The sequence below is a fragment of the Marinomonas sp. S3726 genome, from assembly GCF_000967665.1.
Taxonomy (GTDB): domain Bacteria; phylum Pseudomonadota; class Gammaproteobacteria; order Pseudomonadales; family Marinomonadaceae; genus Marinomonas.
The window spans coordinates 1-18,418 of the sequence record NZ_JXYC01000033.1 but is presented as its reverse complement, the minus strand read 5'-3'; the positions used below and the strand labels follow the sequence as shown (position 1 = coordinate 18,418).

The following is an 18,418-nucleotide window of genomic DNA, read 5'->3' as shown; positions in this document are numbered from 1 at the left end:
ACAAGAAAACTGAGTGTAACTTTGTTTACACTACCCTTCAGTTTATATCATTCCGCTAAACTTAGTTACAAAAAAGGCCAGCATAAGCTGGCCTTTCAATGACTACTTGGAAAAATTAACCATTAATATGGTTAAAACCAACAAGCATGTAGAACAATATAGCTGCTAGACAGCCTGATGCAGGAACAGTAATAACCCATGCTGCTGCGATTTTAAACAGAGCAGAACGTTTAACTAGTTCTTGTTTAGTTGCTTTCTTCAAACCTTTACGCTCTTTCTTAGAGATAGGTGAATCATCTCTAAGTTGCTTAAGTTCACGTAAGATTGCACGTTTACCTTCCACATCAGCCGCTTCAAAGCGTGTAACAAAGCTATTCGTTTCATCTTTGTCATGACCAGCATCTTCTGAGTGTTCAATGATTTCAGCCAGTTTTTTCTCATATGACTTTTTAAGGTATTCACGTAGGAAGCCCACACCAAAGATACCACCAACCGCAATATGAGTAGAACTCACAGGTAAGCCAAGCTGAGAAGCAATGATTACAGTGATAGCAGCAGCCATCGCGATACAGAAAGCACGAGTTTTATCTAGTTCAGTAATTTCCGAGCCAACAGTACGAATCAGTTTAGGGCCATAAAGCGCTAGACCAAACGCAATGCCAATACCACCCACTAACATGATCCATAATGGAATCGTTGCCTTACTAGAAATGCCACCAGACATTAGTGCATCGTTAATCGCAGCAAGCGGCCCAATTGCGTTAGCAACATCGTTAGCACCGTGTGCAAAACTTAGTAGTGCAGCAGAAATAATCAGAGGAATAGTAAATAAGCTGTTAACACTGTCTTTATGATTCTTCAGGCTGGCAGACGCTTTCGCTACAATCGGACGAACAAATAAATAAGCACCTGTTGCAATCGCAAAACCAAGCATTGCAGCAGTAACAATATCTGTTTTCCAAATTTTCTTAAGGCCTTTCATGATTAGGTAAGTAGAGAAAGCCCAAACCATCAAAGCAACCAATAGAGGCACGACCTTGCGAGCAGCAGCAATCATGTCGTTTTGATATGTAACAGATCGTTTTATATAAATAAGGAATGAAGCTGCAATAAGTCCGCCTAATACAGGTGAAATAACCCAACTAGCAGCAATCATAGACATTTGCCCCCAGTTAGCAATTCCCCAACCACCAGCAGCAATACCAGCACCTAACACACCACCCACAATAGAGTGAGTCGTAGAAACAGGTGCACCTAAATAAGTTGCTAGGTTAAGCCAAGTTGCGCCAGCTAATAAAGCGGCCATCATTACCCAAATAAAGGTTGCACTATCAGCAATGGCATTCGGGTTAATAATTCCTTTTTTGATGGTACTAACAACACTACCACCAGCAATCAAAGCACCAGATGCTTCAAATATAGCGGCGATCAAAATAGCGCCTGTCATGCTTAGAGCTTGTGAGCCTACCGCTGGGCCAACATTGTTCGCTACATCATTAGCACCAATGTTCAGTGCCATATAGGCACCAATTGCAGCAGCAATTGCTAGAATAGAAACGTTTGAGATACTCTCGCCATTCATTGAGGCATAGAAACCTGTTGCTACCACAAAGGCAACAGCAATAATTAGACGAACAAGATCACTTCCAAGAAGTGACGAGTTAGTTGTTACAGAATTTGATTTTGCACGATCCATTCTGGGTCTTCTCTATTTAAATTAAATGGTACCAAAGTCATTATTCTCAATATCAGTTTCGACCTTGGCTTATTAAGGTCGCAATCCATGCAATCGATATTGAATCTTTGGCATTTATATTGGGCTGAAACAAATTCGTCATGAAATTGTAACGGCGGCAATTCTACACTGAGCAAAAACAGATAAAAAGCGTTAGAACCTTTGTTTATTACATGTTTGTGACATAAAAAAAGAGGCCAATTTAGGCCTCTTTTGAAGTCTGATCATAAAATTTACTTTATAATCAATCACATAATATTAGACGCAATTTTAAATGCTTCAAAAGTGTGACTAATATATGAATCTTTTGTTACAGTTTAATGACAAGTCCGAATTCTTGGCTTGAATCTTCAATCCAGCGCCACACATAGTCAGAAAAACTACGACGAACCACTAACATAAAACACTTCTCATCAAGTCGATTCATCACCACACTAGCTTTAGCAAAATGTGTCGTTACTGTTTTACCCATTGGTAATTCAGCTTCAACATCATAACCACAGCTCTTTTTCATCAAGGTGATCACATCATCGCCTGAAAGCTCAAACACAGTTTGACCTCCAGAAACATCCACGACAGAGAAATGGCCTGTTAACTTAGCGCGTAAGTTAGCTTCTAATTCAGCTTCATCACCTTTAGCACTGATAATTAGCCACTCATTTGGACTGATCCAATGAATAGAAACATCCGCATTGCTCGCTGAACTTAGCGCTTTCACTGGCAGGCTTAAGCCTAAAACCTCTTCGACAGATGAAACAAAACCAGCATCACCACTATTACCACGTAGCGTTAGGTGGCCATAAAATCCACGCTCTTGAAAAGTAACACCACCTTGCTTTGCAGACGGAAAACTAATATGAGCCAGTGGTGTATCAGGCCTAACTTTAACATTGACATTAGACATGCTGTTTCTCCCCTTTGGCATCATAGAAAACATAGTCAGTAATTTCAGCTTCAATGGTGCGACCATCTGCTAACGGGAAGTAAACAGACTCGCCTTTACGGTTATGACCATCTTTAATTACAGCCAACGCAAAACTATGGCCTAATACCGCACTGTAATAACTTGAAGTCACATGCCCTACCATTGTCATAGGGATACTCTCATTCGGATTACGAACAGCTTGAGCACCTTCTGGCAAAATAACGTTAGCATCTTTCGGCTTAAGGCCAACAAATTGCTTACGATCTGTACGTGACGTATCAGGTCGAGTAAAGGAGCGCTTACCAATAAAGCTGAACTCTTTATTCTTACCAATACACCAGCTCATATCCATATCTTGTGGCGTAACAGACCCATCGGTGTCTTGACCGACAATGATAAAGCCTTTTTCAGCACGTAATACGTGCATTGTCTCAGTGCCGTAAGGGGTAATATCAAACTCTTTACCCGCTTCCATGATAGCTTCCCAAACGTGCAAACCATGATTTGCTTGAACGTTAATCTCGTAAGAAAGCTCACCAGTGAAACTGATACGGAAGACACGAGACTTAACACCCGCCACGGTACCGCTACGCCAATCCATGAACTTAAAGCTATCTTTATCAAGATCAATATCATCACATACTTTCGCTAATACTTTGCGAGAGTTAGGACCAGAAATAGTCATGGTTGACCAGTGGTCTGTCACTGATGTCATATAAACTTCTAGTTCAGGCCACTCTGTTTGATGCCAGAGTTCTAGCCACTCAAGTACATTAGCCGCACCACCCGTTGTGGTTGTTAGAATGAAATGATCATCGGCAATACAAGAGGTCACACCGTCATCCATGATCATGCCATCTTCTTTCAACATAAGACCATAACGGCATTTACCGACTGCTAACTTGCTCCAAGCATTGGTATAAACACGGTTTAAGAATTCACGCGCATCTTTACCTTGGATATCAATCTTACCAAGTGTAGAGGCATCTAATATGCCCACACTATTACGCGTTGCTAAACATTCACGATCCAATGTTTGTTGCATGGTTTCACCAGGCTTAGGGAAATACCAAGGACGTTTCCATTGGCCCACATCCTCAAACAAGGCGCCGTTAGCTTCATGCCAAGACTGCATTGCAGTATAACGAATAGGATCAAACAAACTGTCTGTATCACGTCCAGCAATCGCACCAAAAGTTGTTGGTGTATAAGATGGACGGAAAATCGTTGTCCCTGTTTCTGCGATGGTCTTATTCAAAGACTGAGCAGCAACAGCCATACCATTAATGTTACCCAACTTACCTTGGTCAGTACCAAAGCCTAACGCTGTATAACGTTTAACATGTTCAATCGACTCAAAGCCTTCACGTGTCGCCAGCTCAATACCCGCCGCAGTTACATCGTTTTGCATATCAACAAACTGCTTAGGTGCACGACTCACTGACTTAGAGTGCGGTACTAAGAATAGCGCCTGAGCTTGGCCTGTTTTAACAAGATCAACACTCGGTACTTTAATTGAGTTAGAACCATCACCAAAACCTGCTTCACATGCCGCTTGTGCACCGGTTGCTAGGCCTTGCTCAAAAGTGTCGTGTAGTTGATGCTGTCCCATTAGGGAGCCTACACAGTGTTGCTTTTGTACCGTTTTACCAGGTAAGAATCCGATAATGTCATCATTCCATACTGGACGAGCGCCTGTGTGGCAACTCAAATGTACAACAGGACTCCAACCACCAGACGTTGCAATAATATCGCAATCATAATTCTGGCTAGTGCCGGTTACTTGTGTACCTTCCGCATTAATTGGCGCCACAGTCGCAGCATAAACACGACGGCTACCTTTTGCTTCAATAACAGCATGTGAGAACCAGATTTTAAGACCTAATTTTTTAGCTTCTTCAACCAGCTCGCCATTTGACTCAGCGCGGCTATCAGCAATACCGATTACTTTTCGGCCAGCTTTATGCCAATCAATTGCAGCTTGATAGCCGGAGTCGTTTGCTGTCGATACAACTAAAGCATTACCAGGAGCGACTGCATAACGATTTAGGTAAACACTAATAGACGAAGCTAGCATCACCCCAGGAATATCATTGTTAGCAAAGATCAAAGGTCGCTCTTGTGCGCCTGGTGCCAAGATAACTTGTTTCGCACGGACACGATGCATACGCTGACGAGCCCCTCTTGGAGAGATCTCACCAAGATGGTCTGTACGACGCTCAATCACAGCCAAGAAGTTATGATCGTAATATCCCATAACCGTACTACGAGGCAGAACAATCACATTTGAATAGTCTTCTAGTGTTTCAATAGTATCTTGCAGCCATTGGCTTGCAGGAGCACCATCAATTGTTTGGGTCGTGCTAAGTAGGCTACCACCCATTTCGTTCTGTTCATCAGCAATGATAACTCGCGCGCCTGTTTTTGCAGCAGCAAGTGCCGCAGAAAGGCCAGCTGGGCCTGCGCCAACAATCATCACATCACAATGATGATTAATTTTGTCGTAAGTATCTGGATCTGGTGCTGTCGGGGCTTTACCTAAACCTGCCGCTTTACGAATAAAGTGCTCGTATGTCATCCACAATTTTTGCGGGTACATAAAGGTTTTGTAGTAAAAACCAGGAGGCATCATGGCACCTGCTTTTCCAAGCGTAGCCATCAAATCAAAGTTAACACTTGGCCAACCTGCAACTGGGTTTGCTACAAGGCCTGCATACAACTCCTGTTGAGTTGCTCTGACATTGGGAATGGTAGATGCACCAGTGCCTAACTGAATAACACCATTTGGCTCTTCGCTACCATGCCCTGTGATACCACGAGGACGAGAATATTTAAAACTACGGGCAATAATATCGACACCGTTAGCTAGCAAGGCTGAAGCAAGTGTATCCCCTTCAAAACCCTTATAAGATTTTCCGTCAAAACTAAAGTTAATGACTTTTTTACGATCAATACGACCGCCACTGGCTAAGCGTTTGTTCTGACTCATGTTACGTCGCCCTCACTTTTCACTGCAGGCTCTTCACCTATTTTATAACTTTCATGAATTTTGTAAGTTACCGTGTCACGGGTAACATTAAAAAATTGACGACATCCGGTGGTGTGATACCAAAGTTCGTGATGAATGCCCTTCGGGTTCTTTCTAAAAAATAAGTAACTTCCCCACTCTTCATCCGTTAACGCTTCTGGATCTTTAGGACGCACAATATGCGCCTGTCCACGGTAATGAAATTCATCTTCCTCACGATATTCCTGACAATGAGGACAAAAGATATGCAACATAAGAATACCTCCTAGTGGGCAACGCCGGCAGCGCCGTGTTCGTCAATTAAGAAACCAGAATTAAAGCGATCAATAGAGAAGGCTTTTGCCAGTGGGTGTGGGTCATCATGCGCAATCGTGTGCGCAAAAACGTTACCTGAGCCAGGTGTCGCTTTGAAGCCACCTGTGCCCCAACCACAGTTGAAATACAAACCAGGTACAGATGTTTTACTAATGATTGGGCAAGCATCAGGTGTCGTATCAACGATACCACCCCAAGCGCGGTTCATACGTACACGTCGAACATCAGGGAAAAGCTCACAAATGGCAGCTAAAGTATGCTCAATACCTTGGAATGATCCACGTTGACCATAACCATTATAAGAGTCAATACCAGCACCAATAACCAAATCACCTTTGTCTGATTGACTCATGTAGCCATGTACCGCATTCGACATTACAACCGTATCAATAATCGGTTTAATCGGTTCAGATACACAGGCTTGTAGAGGGTGACTTTCTAGAGGAAGTTCTAAACCAACCATACGAGCAAGTTCAGAAGAGTTACCAGAAGCAACACAGGCCACTTTTTTTGCAGCGATAAAACCATTGTTGGTTTCAACACCACAAACCGCGCCTTCATGGCGGCGAATACCCGTCACTTCAGTCTGTTGAATTAGATCAACACCTAGCGCATCAGCAGCACGTGCAAAACCCCAAGCAACGGCATCATGACGAGCAACACCAGCTCTTGGCTGCCAAGATGCCCCTAACACTGGGTAACGCGCATTGTCTGAACAGTCCAGTAACGGACAAATTTCTTTTACTTGGGCAGCATTAAGAACGCTACCATCGATACCATTTAAGCGGTTAGCATTAACACGTCGCTCGATATCACGCATATCTTGTAGGTTATGCCCAAGGTTTAATACGCCGCGTTGCGAGAACATAACGTTGTAGTTAAGGTCTTGGCTAAGACCTTCCCACAATTTCATTGCATGTTCATACAAGTTTGCAGCTTCATCCCATAAGTAGTTAGAGCGAACAATGGTGGTATTACGCGCGGTATTACCGCCACCTAGGTAGCCCTTCTCAATTACAGCAACATTGGTAATACCATGTTCTTTTGCTAGGTAATAAGCAGTTGCCAAACCATGACCACCACCACCAACAATGACAACATCATAAACCTGTTTTGGTTTAGGATTACGCCAAACTCTTTGCCAATTTTCATGATGACTTAGAGCATGCTTAAAAAGACTAAACACTGAATAACGTTTCATATCACCACCCTAGAAATTGCTGCCATATTGTTCACTGCCATCAACTGCTAAATAACTACTTTATTAGGAATAAAGGGTAACGCCCGTCAACATTCAATAACGTTAACAGCCAATCCCCCTCGCGAAGTTTCTTTATATTTATCATTCATATCACGCCCTGTATCTCGCATGGTTTTTATTACCTTATCCAGAGATACATAGTGTGTTCCATCACCACGAAGTGCCATGGACGCCGAGTTAATCGCTTTAACCGAAGCCATTGCATTACGTTCGATACAAGGAACCTGCACCAGACCACCAATGGGGTCACATGTCAGTCCCAAGTTATGTTCCATACCAATTTCCGCCGCATTTTCAATTTGTTCAGGTGAACCACCTGTTGCTGCGGCTAAACCTGCTGCTGCCATAGCGCACGCTGAACCTACTTCCCCTTGGCAACCCACTTCAGCGCCAGAGATAGAAGCATTCTCTTTGAATAGCAGGCCAATTGCGGCAGCCGTTAAAAAGAAATCAATAATGCCTTCTTCATTTGAACGAGGGCAGAAATCCCAGTAATAATGAAGTACAGCAGGAATAATGCCGGCAGCACCATTTGTCGGCGCAGTCACAATACGACCACCACCTGCGTTTTCTTCATTTACCGCTAGGGCATACAAGTTAACCCAATCCATTGCCCCTAAAGATGGTGTAATCATATCCATCTTATTTTTCTTCGTGAGGTCTTGGTAAAGGCTTGCTGCACGACGTTTAACTTTTAAGCCGCCAGGCAAAATACCTTCGGTTTGAATCCCCTTATCTATGCAAGATTTCATCACCTGCCAGATAGAAAGAATATTAGCTTTTACTTCTTCTTCACTGCGCCATGCTTTCTCATTTTCTAGCATGATTTGAGCAATGCTAAGATCGTGCTCTTTACACAACTTTAAAAGCTCTTCGCTGCTATGAAAGTCATAAGCTAGCTGAGTATCATCTTCGACTAACTCAACTTCACCTTGATCATTTTGATTAACAATGAAACCACCACCAATTGAGTAGTAGGTTTTTTCACAAATCAAAGTTTGCGTTTCATCATAAGCACGTAATGTCATACCGTTAGCATGAAAATCAAGACGATCTATTCTGTGATAAATCAAATCTGTAGCGGGTTCAAAAGCGACGCTATGCTTAGCATTCAAACTAATTTGTTTAGTTGATTCAATTGCTTCTACTCTAGGATCTACCGTATCTGGGTCAATAGAATCAGGAAGCTCACCTTCTAAGCCCATTAGTACAGCTTTACCTGTACCATGGCCTTTACCTGTTGCCCCAAGGGATCCATAAAGTTCACACATAACGCGTGTCACTTTAGGTGTGAGTTTCTCATCGTCAAGAAAGTGGACAAATTGATTAGCCGCAACCATAGGACCCACAGTGTGTGAACTAGATGGACCGATACCAACTTTAAATAAATCAAATAAGCTAATAGCCATAACAACGCCTCATGTGATTATGCCTGCCAGTTAATTAAAATTAACCGGCATGCGAAAAGGATTAATCTTTCCCCTATTAGAACACAAAGTTTCCAATAGGAAACACGATTTTTGATTAAACCTCGATTTCGACGTCTGTTTTTGGCTTAGAACAGCATGAAAGTATGTAGCCATCTGCCACATCATCATCTGTAATACCGCCGTTATGCTCCATCTCTACTTCTCCGGAGACTTTAAGAACACGACAGGTACCACAAATACCCATACCACATGCTTTAGGAATGCGAATACCTAGCTGGGTAGCAGCCGAATGAACAGTTTCTTCTGCTTTAACCTTGATACCTTTACCAATATTAGTGAAAGAAACCATGGCACCTTCAGATCTATCTTCCAGAGCTTCTTCTTCAGCTTCTGTCAGGATATCTAGATCTTCATCAGCAGGCGGCTCGCCGAAGCTTTCTTCAAAGTAATTTTCCATTGGAAAATCAGCATCTTGAAGCATACGCTTAACTGCAGCCATATAAGGTGCTGGACCACAACAAAAGACCGTTCTTTCTTTAAAGTCAGGTGCCATGAGTTGCAGTTTAAATAAGTCTAAATAGCCCCTATAACCTGACCAAGTTTCACCTATGCCATGAGTTTCACAGACAAAGTTAACTTGTAAATTAGGCACACGTGAATCCATCAACTCTAATTCACGTCTAAAAATAATGTCTGATGGTGATCTGGCACTATGGCAGAAAACCATATCAACACCCGTATTGGTATCATAGAACCAACGTGCCATAGACATAGTTGGTGTAATACCACTACCACCAGAAAGAAGAAGTACTTTTTCAGCAGGGTGATCGATACAGTTAAAGATCCCCATTGGACCATGAACGGCTAATTCATCACCTTCAGACAAGTTGTCATGTAACCAGTTTGAAACAAGACCACCAGGTACACGCTTTACGGTAATAGAAAAGCTATAAGGAACAGAAGGTGACGATGCAATAGTATAACTACGCATGATCTGTTCACCTTCAATCATTAATTCAAGCGTGACAAACTGACCAGGTTTGAAGAAGAACATGATTGGCTGCTCTGCCATAAAGCAGAAAGTCGTCACATCAGGTGTTTCCCAAATGCGGTTTACACATCTGACTTGGTGACGGCCATTAGCCCATGTTTGCGTATTTACTGTGTTTAAAAAAGTATCATTCATCGACTTTACTCTTCTTGTCTTCTTCTTATGCTTTTCTTATTAAGGTAGCCATAAATAATAGGCTGAGTCTGAATAAAACGGAGTATGTGATTAGCGGCCTTCACTCGTTTATTCAAAAACGACATTTTTATACTCTAACCATCCAAATTTAAAAAAACCCTCTTAGATAAAACATAGGAATTGCTTTTTAGACCTGCTTACAAGCCCTAATAGGAATGATTATCAAGCTAATAAGCAGGTAACTGGCGAGTTATCCCCCCTTTTTAGCGATAAACCAAAGGCAGCAAGCATGTCGCACAAAGAATAAAGATAGAAAAGCAATTGATCTTAGACACGTAAAAGCGTCAATTTTTTGCTAAAAATAGACCTAACTTATTAAAAATTAAGCCTTTTGAAAAATTAACCATGTCCTAAACTCATTTTCCTCGGCTTTTAAGCCCCAAAAAAATTAATAAAAACATAGGTTATGACGCTTTTAAATGAGATATTGTCGTTATTAGAACACCCTTACCCCTAACCGACATGGCACAGTACGAATCGGGGACTAAAATAAAAATATGGCCGCTATTAAAGCCTTAAATCAGTATGACAGAAGAAAAATTCAACAAAGATTAATCTTAATCATAAAGTTGACCTGCCACCCCTGATCAAAAACTTTAAATAAGCACCCACTCAACATTCAGAGGTAGTCGTAATGACAACAACCGCACCAACCAAAAAGTATCGTTATGGTTTTGTTCTGGTAGAGGACTTTTCCATGCTGCCTATGACATCAGCGATAGAAGTTATGCGTATGGCAAACTATTTGTTGGGCCATGATGTGTATGAGTGGTTTACCATTACTCAAGATGGGCAACCGGCCAAAGCGAGTGACAATATTATGATTGCCGCTGACCTCGACTTTAGACAGGATCTATCTAATTTTGACGGTATCATTGTTTGCTCAGGTGTTAATGTAGAAAAACACTGTGACCCTCAACTATTACATTGGTTAAGAGAGCAAGAAAAGAAAGGGACTGCAATGGGAGCCATTTGCACCGGTGCCTTTATTCTTGCCGCTGCAGGCTTGATGGACGGCTACCGCTGTACGGTTCATTGGGAGTACATGACGACTTTCTGCGAGCGCTTTCCAAATGCTTATACAGATTTAAAACTCTTTTCATTCGATAGAGACCGCTTCACTTGTGCAGGCGGTACAGCCCCATTGGATATGTTTTTAAACCTAGTACGTAAGCACTTTAGTCATGAACTCAGTGCAGCCATTGGTGAAGAGTTTATGTCTGAACGCATTCGAACTGAAAGTGACTTACAACGAATCCCATTACGAACCTATTTAGGCCCTAGCCATTCTAAATTAATGGAAGTTGTGTCTCTGATGGAAGCTAACTTAGAAGAACCAATTTCTTTAGATGAGTTGGCCAGCTTTGTGAGCATGTCTAGAAGACAGCTAGAGCGACAATTCCAAAAACATTTAAACTGCACACCATCACGCTATTACTTAAAACTTCGCCTCGTTAGAGCCAGAAAACTTCTGACTCAAACAAATATGTCTATTACCGACATAGGTATAGCCTGTGGTTTTGTTTCAACCCCTCATTTTAGTAAATGTTATCGTGAATATTTTGGTATTCCTCCCCGTAATGAGCGCATTACACCTCATACTCAAGTTCCTTTCATGGGCATTCAGGGTGCCGCTTTTAGCGCTTAATAAACCCAGTCTAAAAACGACAATTCATAATAAAAAAAGAGTCTTTATAGGCTCTTTTTTTATCGCTTTCTCAATTACCTCTTTAAATTTTTATCAACTTTTTAATACAAGCATAAAAATTATCTTTCGCTTTTAAAAAAGATGGATACAATAGCCGCACTCAAATTTCAGCAAGCAGAATACTTGCTAAGAGGTCTCATAAATTAAAGGTAAAACTTACCTGAGTTTGTTTGATTGAAGCATCGTTTTAATCATATTTCAGGGCGCACTAGTATTAAGAGGATTGTCCTATGTTCTTTGAAGGTTCAGAGAAAAAAGTTGAGCTTGTCATGTCTCATGATGCGGTCTCATTAAGAAGCCTAGGCATAGATTTTTGGGCCAGCATAGTGGCTCAATGTGAAGCAGAGATTCTTTCAAGCATTTCTAATGAGCACTGTGATGCTTACCTCTTATCTGAATCTAGTTTGTTTGTGTGGGATCATCATTTTTTGATGCTAACATGCGGCACCACAACCTTAGTCAATTCACTTCAAGCCTTTCTTGATCACCTAGAGAATCAATTTGAAGGTCAACTTGAATTAATTCAGTCTGTTATTTTTCAGCGTAAAAATGAGTACCAGTCTCACCTGCAGAAGACCTCATTTGAACAAGATATTGCTCAGCTACAAAAAAGACTCAAAGGTGTCGCATTTCAACTAGGTAACCTTGATAGCCACCACAATTATATTTACCACCTAGATAAACCCTATTCACCAAACGAGTCAGATAAAACCTTTGAGCTCTTGATGTATCATATTGAAGGCAAAGCGGCTGATTATTTAAGACAAGAGGGACAAGATACCAAAACAATTCGCTCACTACTTAGCCTTGAAACACTACTACCTGGCTTTACGATTGATGAGTATGTTTTTGAACCCTTTGGCTATTCTATGAATGCGATACTGGGAGATAAATATGCGACCATGCATATCACGCCACAAGAAAAAAGCTCCTATGTTAGCTTTGAAACAAACCTTGATATCAAGCATCACAGCGTCAATATTTTTAATCAGTTAATTCATCTACTTCAGCCAAGCTGTTTTGACATTATTAGCTTTAATGATGAAGCTGAAATTCACACAGAACACACCTTAATGAATCAAGTTGAGCAAAGCTTAAGCTGTGGTTATACCATGCGATTTAAAGAATATATGAAGCAGCAAAAAATCAGTGCAGCAAGCTTAATTGAGATTTAAGAAGCATAAATCCTAATAAAAAAGCCCCAAGATAAAACACGCTATCTTGGGGCCTACTATTGTTGAGAGAAAAGATTATTGTTTTTTGAAAACAATATTCGCCTCTTCTAAATCTGCCAAAATGGCATCTCCAGAAACAAAATTTCCCGCTAACAATTCATTCGCTAATGGGTTTTCGAGCCAATTTTGAATCGCTCTTTTAAGTGGTCTTGCACCATACACTGGGTCATACCCCACTTCAGCAAGACGATCCAACGCCTTCTCAGATAAAGTGAGTGTCATCCCCATTTCTTGTAATCTGGCATTTAAGTGAGTCATTTGAATACGCGCAATACCATGGATTTGACTCTGCATAAGCGGATGGAAAACCACAGTTTCATCAATTCGGTTAATAAATTCTGGTCTAAAGTGATTACCTACAACACCAAGTACTTCTTGTTTGATTTCTTCGTACTGCTCATTAGTACGATAGTTTTGAATCAGGTCAGAACCTAAATTTGAGGTCATCACTATCACAGTATTTCTGAAGTCGACCGTGCGTCCTTGTCCGTCAGTTAAACGGCCATCATCAAGTACCTGCAGCAAAATGTTAAATACATCAGGATGTGCTTTTTCAATTTCATCTAACAAAAGTACAGAATAAGGTCGACGTCTAACCGCTTCTGTTAAGTAGCCACCTTCTTCATATCCCACATAACCTGGAGGAGAGCCTATCAAACGAGCAACTGAGTGTTTTTCCATAAACTCAGACATATCCACTCTGACCATAGACGCTTCAGTATCAAACAAAAAGGTCGCTAAAGATTTACACAGCTCAGTTTTACCAACACCAGTTGGCCCTAAAAATAGGAAAGACCCATTGGGTCGATTTGGATCAGCTAAGCCAGAACGAGAACGTCTTACAGCATTAGCAACCGCAGTCACAGCTTCTTCTTGACCTATAACTGAATTGTGTAACTCATTTTCCATGGTCAATAGCTTTTCACGTTCTCCTTGTAGCATTTTATCCACAGGAATTCCGGTCCAACGAGAAACAACTGTCGCCACTTCTTCTTCTGAGACGCGATTTCTAAGCAGTTGGGCTTGATCAAGCTCTTCCGCCATACTGGCTTTTTCTATTTCAGCTTCTAGCATAGGGATCACCCCATACTGTAGCTCAGACATCTTAGCTAGGTTGCCATCACGTCTAGCTTCTTCCATTTCTTGACGTACAGATTCAAGCTCTTCTTTTAACTTTTGCGCCCCTTGTAACTGGGCTTTCTCTGCATTCCAAATTTCTTCAAGGTCACTAAACTGCTTTTCAGCAATGGCTATATCTGATTCGAGTTTTGAAAGCCTTTGTTTAGAGGCTCTGTCTTTTTCTTTCTTCAGGGCCTCTTTTTCAATTTTTAATTGAATAAGTCGACGCTCAAGCCTATCCATATCCTCAGGCTTAGAGTCCATTTCCATACGAATACGGCTTCCCGCTTCATCAATTAGATCAATCGCCTTATCAGGCAGTTGTCTATCGGTAATATAGCGTTGTGATAACTTAGCCGCTGCAATGATTGCAGAATCCGTAATATCTACCCCATGGTGAATCTCATAACGCTCTTTTAAACCACGTAGAATTGCTATGGTATCGGCTACACTCGGCTCTTCAACTAGCACCTTTTGGAAACGACGCTCTAGAGCAGCATCCTTCTCAATAAACTGGCGATACTCGTCTAGCGTTGTCGCCCCCACACAATGAAGTTCACCACGAGACAAAGCAGGCTTTAACATATTACCCGCATCCATTGAGCCTTCAGATTTACCCGCACCAACCATGGTGTGTATTTCATCAATGAAAAGAATCACCTGACCTTCCTGTTTAGCAAGCTCAGTTAATAAGGATTTCAGCCTTTCTTCGAATTCTCCACGGTATTTTGCACCTGCAATCAGAGCGGCCATATCGAGAGATAAAACGCGTTTATTCTTTAACCCTTCAGGCACTTCACCATTTACAATCCTCTGAGCTAATCCTTCTGCGATAGCCGTTTTACCCACCCCAGGCTCACCAATTAAAACAGGATTATTTTTACGACGACGCTGTAACACTTGAATAGTACGACGAATTTCGTCATCTCTGCCTATCACAGGGTCTAGCTGGCCTTCCGCTGCACGTGCAGTCAAATCTACCGTAAACTTATCTAGCGCTTGGCGGCTTTCTTCTGCGTTCGGGTCATTCACCCCTTCCCCACCACGTACCTGATCAATAACAGCAACAATATCTGCTTTGCTTACACCGGTTTTTTTAAGCGCTTTGGCAAGTTCATCTTTACCGTCAAACATGGCTAATAAAATTAGCTCAGAGGAGATATATTGATCTTTACGTTTCTGTGCTTCTTTATCTGCTAAATTTAGTAGGCGACCCAACTCTGGCGACATTTGAATGTTACCATCGTGATCCTGCATTTCAGGCAAGCCATCCAGAATATGGTTTAAGGTATCGCGAAATTTCGCCACCTGAATACCAGCTTGCTGAAGAATAGGTCGAATGCCGCTGCCTTGTTGGTCAAATAAAGCAACTAATAAATGGACGGCATCTATGTAGGCGTGATCTCTGCCTAAAGCAACAGACTGAGCATCAGAAAGTGCGATTTGTAATTTACTGGTTAATCGGTCGATTCTCATATTAAAGTCCTAATTATCCGAAAAATACCTTAGATACCTTTCTAGATAGGTCCCACTTTTTAAAATTCAATTGCTGAGTGTCATTTTTTTGACACCCATAAAAAAAGAGCCTCTCGGCTCTTCTTTCAACTTTCTGCGTCAATCCAGATTACGCTGGCTAATCGACCTGTTTGTTTATCTCGTCGATAAGAAAAAAATTGTGACTCATCTTCATAAGTACAATAATCACCACCATAAATTTGATTTACACCCAAGGCCTTCAGCCTTTGCTTAGCTAAAAGGTAAATATCAGCAAGCCATTTACCATCATTTCTTGATGTCTTAAAAGCGCTTTCTGCTTGTTTATCTTGCAGCACAAACGCCTCTTTAACCTCACCACCCACTTCAAATGCACTGGCACCAATGGCAGGCCCAAGCCAAACCATCAGATCGCTAGCATCCTCAAACTTTGCAATGCTTGACTCGATTACGCCGTCACATAATCCACGCCAGCCAGCATGACATGCGGCAACTTGTGTTCCCTTGTTATTACAAATCAACAAGGGCAGACAATCAGCTGTCATTACAGCACACACCTGACCTTTAGTTTGTGTAAAAGAGGCATCGGCTTCTAAATCACCCAAGGCTTTTGAAGGCAAGGTGACCGTTTTAGTACCATGAACCTGATTAAGCCAACGTAAACTTGTAGGCATATTAATATGATCAGCAAAACGTTGTCGGTTCTCAGTCACGTCTGTAATCTGATCACCAACATGAGCACCTAGGTTTAACGAACCATAAGGCATTTCACTCACACCGCCTTGGCGAGTCGATGAAAAAGCCTTTATCTGTTTAGGCGCTGGCCATTGAGGACAGATGTATGAATCATTTGAATGTGTTGAGGTCACTTTTTCTCCAAATAAACCAAGAAAAATAAAAGCTTAGAAGTCACCTTCTACACTATCTGTTTCTGCTAAGTCTTGGTTAAGAAGCTCAATCAGCTGCTTCATATCGTCAGGTAGATCGACTTCCCATTCCATAAACTCACCGCTAATAGGGTGTGATAGCTCTAATCTTTTTGCATGTAGGGCCTGTCGTCTAAAGTTTTGCAGCTCTTCTCTCAATTCAGGAATGCAAGCTTTAGGCATTTTCATCCGTCCAGCATATTGAGGGTCGCCTAATAAAGGGAATTGAATATGAGACATATGCACACGAATTTGGTGTGTACGTCCAGTTTCCAGTTTAAGTCGGATATGTGTGTGGTTTTTAAAACGTTGCAATAAACGGTAATGCGTCACAGCATCTTTACCATTTAAAGGCTCTACCGCCATTTTTTGACGGTTCTGAGGATGACGACCAATTGGCTCATTTACTGTACCACCGCCAGTCATTATGCCTATAGTCACCGCTTCATATTCACGCCCCATACTTCTATCTTGCAGCTGAGCAACCAACTCAGTTTGTGCTGCTAATGTTTTAGCAACAACCATCAAGCCAGTTGTTTCTTTATCAAGACGGTGAACGATACCTGCCCTTGGGATATGGGCCGATTCAGGACAATGAAATAAAATAGCATTCATCAAGGTACCTGTGCGGTGCCCTACCGCAGGGTGAACAACCAAGCCTGCTGGCTTGTTGATCACAATAATATCGTCGTCTTCAAAAACGATATCTAAAGGGATATCTTCGGGTTGATGATCATCAATATCTTCAACTAAGGTTTCTAGGCTAATTACTTCACCTACAAAAAGTTTTTCTTTCGCTTTTGACTTCTTGCCATCAACTAATAAAACCCCTTCTTTAATCCAAGTCTGAATACGTGACCTTGAATAATCACTAAAGAGTTCTGTTGCGACTAAATCAAACCTTTGCCCATTTAATTCAAATGGAACTTGGGCTTCTTTTACTATGCGCTCTGCCATACAATGTACTTAAATTCGAGTTGATCTTAATTTGCGTAATTTTTACGTATTATCGATCAAGTTACAAAGAAAAAAGGTGTATCTAACTGCCATTGGAAACTTTATGACTATTTTAGAGTCAATCAAGGCAGGATTACATTTAACTATTCAAGGTTTGATTATACATGGGATTACGCAAGTCTTTGCTGCAATTATCTGGTTTCGTTGGAATTTCTTTATTACTAGGAGCCTGCTCCAATACACCGGTTCAAGAACCAGACCTACCTGAGCGAGAATATTACCAGAATGCTCAAGAAGCATTTGATCAAGGCCGACCACTTGTCGCTGTTAAAAACCTGAAGGACCTTGATAGTCGCTACCCTTTTGGTGAGTTTAGCCAAAGAGCAGAACTTGAGTTAATTTATGCCTATTTTTTAGCAAGTGACTATATTTCAGCACACGCTAATGCTGAGCGCTTTATTAAAAAATACCCAGACTTTGAAACTATAGATTATGTCTTTTACTATCGCGCCCTTTCCACATATAAAGGTGGCCAAACCCTTAGTGCCCGCTTCTTAAATCAAGATCCAAGCCAAAGAGATACGAGTGAGTTTGTTAAAGCTTTCCGCGAGTTTGCAGACCTCCTTAAACGTTACCCTGAAAGTGAGTATGCCAATGATGCGAAAGCTCGCATGATTTATTTACGCAACACCATTGCAAAACACGAGCTACAAGTTGCTAAGTATTACTTTAAACGTAACGCCCCTTTAGCGGCTCTTCACAGAAGCCAAACAGTTCTCAACCAATATCCTAGTTCTGACTCAATAGAAGAGGCACTCGCCATTAGCGTTCAAGCTTATATTGAATTAGAGCAAGAGGAGTTGGCAGACAGAAACCTAGCTATCTTAGTAGAAAACTATCCTAGCTCAGTGCATCTTGATGAAAATGGACAACTGATTATTCCTGCAAGACCAAAAGATGCCGATCCTGATTTTTGGTATTGGGTAACGCTAGGTTGGATGGACTAATATCCACTAAGCCTTAAAACTAAAAAAGCCGA

At 41.5% G+C, this 18,418-nt stretch carries 13 protein-coding genes; 3 read left to right on the top strand and 10 right to left on the bottom strand.

Annotation, left to right across the window (positions count from 1 at the left end; translation table 11 throughout):
• Positions 1–115 precede the first annotated feature (115 nt).
• The 7 genes from TW85_RS21530 to TW85_RS21500 all read right to left on the bottom strand — a co-directional run bounded on the left by TW85_RS21530 (position 116) and on the right by TW85_RS21500 (position 9,880).
• Positions 116–1,696, bottom strand: coding sequence for an inorganic phosphate transporter (locus TW85_RS21530; protein WP_046019223.1), 1,581 nt, complete (start codon positions 1,694–1,696; stop codon positions 116–118).
• Positions 1,697–2,045: 349 nt separating this feature from the next.
• Positions 2,046–2,639: a sarcosine oxidase subunit gamma family protein gene (locus TW85_RS21525; RefSeq protein ID WP_046019222.1), complete on the bottom strand. Its 594-nt coding sequence runs from the start codon at positions 2,637–2,639 to the stop codon at positions 2,046–2,048.
• Positions 2,632–5,649 (bottom strand): sarcosine oxidase subunit alpha, encoded by a 3,018-nt coding sequence (locus tag TW85_RS21520; RefSeq protein WP_046019221.1) that lies wholly within the window; start codon positions 5,647–5,649, stop codon positions 2,632–2,634. The genes TW85_RS21525 and TW85_RS21520 overlap by 8 nt, the downstream gene beginning before the upstream one ends.
• Complete coding sequence (locus tag TW85_RS21515) at positions 5,646–5,942, bottom strand: sarcosine oxidase subunit delta (RefSeq protein WP_046019220.1); 297 nt, start codon at positions 5,940–5,942, stop codon at positions 5,646–5,648. Before TW85_RS21515 ends, TW85_RS21520 begins: the two co-directional genes overlap by 4 nt.
• Positions 5,943–5,953: 11 nt before the next feature.
• A complete protein-coding gene (locus tag TW85_RS21510; RefSeq protein WP_046019219.1) occupies positions 5,954–7,204 on the bottom strand; it encodes a sarcosine oxidase subunit beta family protein in 1,251 nt (416 codons plus the stop codon).
• A gap of 86 nt (positions 7,205–7,290) precedes the next feature.
• Positions 7,291–8,673, bottom strand: coding sequence for an L-serine ammonia-lyase (locus TW85_RS21505; protein ID WP_046019218.1), 1,383 nt, complete (start codon positions 8,671–8,673; stop codon positions 7,291–7,293).
• Positions 8,674–8,788: 115 nt separating this feature from the next.
• Positions 8,789–9,880 carry a hybrid-cluster NAD(P)-dependent oxidoreductase gene (locus tag TW85_RS21500; RefSeq protein WP_046019217.1) on the bottom strand — a complete coding sequence of 364 codons (1,092 nt, stop codon included), beginning with the start codon at positions 9,878–9,880 and terminating at the stop codon, positions 8,789–8,791.
• A gap of 694 nt (positions 9,881–10,574) precedes the next feature.
• Between TW85_RS21500 and TW85_RS21495 the strand changes: the two genes are divergently transcribed.
• Together TW85_RS21495 and TW85_RS21490 are read left to right on the top strand one after the other, a co-directional pair.
• Positions 10,575–11,588 carry a GlxA family transcriptional regulator gene (locus TW85_RS21495; protein ID WP_046019216.1) on the top strand — a complete coding sequence of 338 codons (1,014 nt, stop codon included), beginning with the start codon at positions 10,575–10,577 and terminating at the stop codon, positions 11,586–11,588.
• Between the two features lie 290 nt (positions 11,589–11,878).
• Entirely contained in the window at positions 11,879–12,823 is a 945-nt protein-coding gene (locus TW85_RS21490) for an adenosylmethionine decarboxylase (protein ID WP_046019215.1), read from the top strand.
• Between the two features lie 75 nt (positions 12,824–12,898).
• Here TW85_RS21490 and clpB read toward each other — a convergent pair whose 3' ends face one another.
• From clpB to rluD, 3 genes are all read right to left on the bottom strand, one after another.
• On the bottom strand, positions 12,899–15,478 hold the full coding sequence (clpB, locus tag TW85_RS21485) for an ATP-dependent chaperone ClpB (RefSeq protein WP_046019214.1): 2,580 nt from the start codon (positions 15,476–15,478) through the stop codon (positions 12,899–12,901).
• Between the two features lie 125 nt (positions 15,479–15,603).
• The gene (gene pgeF, locus TW85_RS21480; RefSeq protein ID WP_046019213.1) at positions 15,604–16,365 is read right to left on the bottom strand and encodes a peptidoglycan editing factor PgeF; all 762 of its coding nucleotides are present in this window, start codon (positions 16,363–16,365) and stop codon (positions 15,604–15,606) included.
• A 33-nt stretch (positions 16,366–16,398) separates the two neighbouring features.
• Positions 16,399–17,379 (bottom strand): 23S rRNA pseudouridine(1911/1915/1917) synthase RluD, encoded by a 981-nt coding sequence (gene rluD, locus TW85_RS21475; protein WP_046019212.1) that lies wholly within the window; start codon positions 17,377–17,379, stop codon positions 16,399–16,401.
• Positions 17,380–17,543: 164 nt separating this feature from the next.
• On the opposite strand from rluD, the gene TW85_RS21470 reads away from it, so the two are divergent.
• Positions 17,544–18,386: an outer membrane protein assembly factor BamD gene (locus TW85_RS21470; protein WP_046019211.1), complete on the top strand. Its 843-nt coding sequence runs from the start codon at positions 17,544–17,546 to the stop codon at positions 18,384–18,386.
• Positions 18,387–18,418: the final 32 nt, after the last annotated feature.

Bases quoted from the DNA above. Each gene is read 5' to 3' on its own strand.
- TW85_RS21530 (WP_046019223.1), bottom strand. From the start codon at position 1,696: ATGGATCGTGCAAAATCAAATTCTGTAACAACTAACTCGTCACTTCTT.
- TW85_RS21525 (WP_046019222.1), bottom strand. From the start codon at position 2,639: ATGTCTAATGTCAATGTTAAAGTTAGGCCTGATACACCACTGGCTCAT.
- TW85_RS21520 (WP_046019221.1), bottom strand. From the start codon at position 5,649: ATGAGTCAGAACAAACGCTTAGCCAGTGGCGGTCGTATTGATCGTAAA.
- TW85_RS21515 (WP_046019220.1), bottom strand. From the start codon at position 5,942: ATGTTGCATATCTTTTGTCCTCATTGTCAGGAATATCGTGAGGAAGAT.
- TW85_RS21510 (WP_046019219.1), bottom strand. From the start codon at position 7,204: ATGAAACGTTATTCAGTGTTTAGTCTTTTTAAGCATGCTCTAAGTCAT.
- TW85_RS21505 (WP_046019218.1), bottom strand. From the start codon at position 8,673: ATGGCTATTAGCTTATTTGATTTATTTAAAGTTGGTATCGGTCCATCT.
- TW85_RS21500 (WP_046019217.1), bottom strand. From the start codon at position 9,880: ATGAATGATACTTTTTTAAACACAGTAAATACGCAAACATGGGCTAAT.
- TW85_RS21495 (WP_046019216.1), top strand. From the start codon at position 10,575: ATGACAACAACCGCACCAACCAAAAAGTATCGTTATGGTTTTGTTCTG.
- TW85_RS21490 (WP_046019215.1), top strand. From the start codon at position 11,879: ATGTTCTTTGAAGGTTCAGAGAAAAAAGTTGAGCTTGTCATGTCTCAT.
- clpB (WP_046019214.1), bottom strand. From the start codon at position 15,478: ATGAGAATCGACCGATTAACCAGTAAATTACAAATCGCACTTTCTGAT.
- rluD (WP_046019212.1), bottom strand. From the start codon at position 17,379: ATGGCAGAGCGCATAGTAAAAGAAGCCCAAGTTCCATTTGAATTAAAT.
- TW85_RS21470 (WP_046019211.1), top strand. From the start codon at position 17,544: ATGGGATTACGCAAGTCTTTGCTGCAATTATCTGGTTTCGTTGGAATT.